This is a genomic window from Streptomyces sp. NPDC040432 (assembly GCF_055595445.1).
This window is the reverse complement of record NZ_JBVIVP010000066.1, coordinates 1-1,343: the sequence shown is the minus strand read 5'-3', so window position 1 is coordinate 1,343 and position 1,343 is coordinate 1. Positions and strand designations below refer to the sequence as shown.

Genomic DNA, 1,343 nt, shown 5'->3' with positions numbered 1-1,343 from the left:
CTAAGGGCTGTCCCGTAACTGATCTCCGAGTCGCCTCGGACGTGGTTGGCTGCGGTGCGGGCCGCTTGCCTATCCGGCGAGGGCGAGGTTGTGCATGCGGGCGATGCCGAGCATGGCGTGGTGGACGCCGTCGCCTTTGAGGCGGCAGTCGCGGAGGATCTTCCAGGTCTTCATGCGGGCGAAGACGTGCTCGACGCGAGCTCGGACCTGCTTGTGGGACTTGTTGTGCGCCTGCTTCCAGTCGGCCAGTTCTTCGCCCTTGCGGCGACGGTGGGGCATGACGAGTCCGGTGCCGGGGTAGCCGCCGTCGGCGATGGTGAGCGTCCGGCCGACGGCGGCTTTGGCGCCGGATTCCTCCCATGCCTTGCAGTCGTTGCGGTTGCCGGTCAGCGGCCGGCCGACCACGACGACGAGGCGGGTGTCGGCGTCGATGACAACCTGATGGTTGGTGGAGTACCGGTAGTTCTTGGACTGTGCGGCAATGGTGTGGTCGCGGGTGGGGACCAGGGTGCCGTCCACGATGAGCACGGTGTCCTTCGCGAACCGCTTTCGGGGCTGAAGCGCGAGCATTGGCCCGAGGTCGTCGATGATCCGGTCCGCCGCCGACTTGGACACCCCGAACAGCGGGGCGAGCTGCCGCATCGTCAGGTTCGTCCGCCAGTAGGCCGCGACCAACAGAGCCCGGTCCTCCAACGAAAGACTCCACGGCCGGCCCCTGCGGACCGCGTCCGCTCCCTCGCGCCGCAGCACCGTCACCAGCTTCCCGAACTGCCGCGGGCTCAGCCCGGTGAACGGGGATATCCAGGACGGCTCCGACGCCGTGATCACACCAGCCACAGCAAGATCATCCCAGTTGTCCGCCTGCCGTCCGGGTCCTGCCCTCAGCACGGAAATCAGGCGACCGGGCCTGTCGCATCATCCAGGATGACCCCATGAGCGAAGACCTTGTGACGTTCCTCCACGCACGGCTGGACGAGGAGGCAGACCTTGCCCGGCGCTGTGACGGTGACGGCTGCGGAGAGTGGACCGCTCATGGGCGCACCGTCGAGTTCTGCCAAGTAGAACTGTCCGGCTTCCACCCCACGATCGCCCGGCACGTCGCGCTGCACGATCCGGCTCGCGTCCTGCGGGAGGTTGAAGCCAAGCGGCGCGTGCTCGCCCGACATGCACTCAGCCCTGCCATCGGCGACCCCGAACTACCGTGGGACAACCGAGACGACTGCCAGTATGACGGCGACACTTGGCCATGCGACGACCTGCTCGACCTGGCGTCACCTTACGGAGATCACCCTGACTATCCCGTCACCCCTGAGACGTAGATCATTTTACGGGACAACCCTTAG

Annotated in this window: 2 protein-coding genes; one reads left to right on the top strand and one right to left on the bottom strand. The window is 66.6% G+C overall.

Annotated elements, in window-relative coordinates:
• Positions 1–69: 69 nt before the first annotated feature.
• Positions 70–837: a transposase gene (locus ACZ58N_RS38860; RefSeq protein WP_471170400.1), complete on the bottom strand. Its 768-nt coding sequence runs from the start codon at positions 835–837 to the stop codon at positions 70–72.
• Between the two features lie 95 nt (positions 838–932).
• On the opposite strand from ACZ58N_RS38860, the gene ACZ58N_RS38855 reads away from it, so the two are divergent.
• The gene (locus ACZ58N_RS38855; RefSeq protein WP_471170397.1) at positions 933–1,319 is read left to right on the top strand and encodes a DUF6221 family protein; all 387 of its coding nucleotides are present in this window, start codon (positions 933–935) and stop codon (positions 1,317–1,319) included.
• Positions 1,320–1,343: the final 24 nt, after the last annotated feature.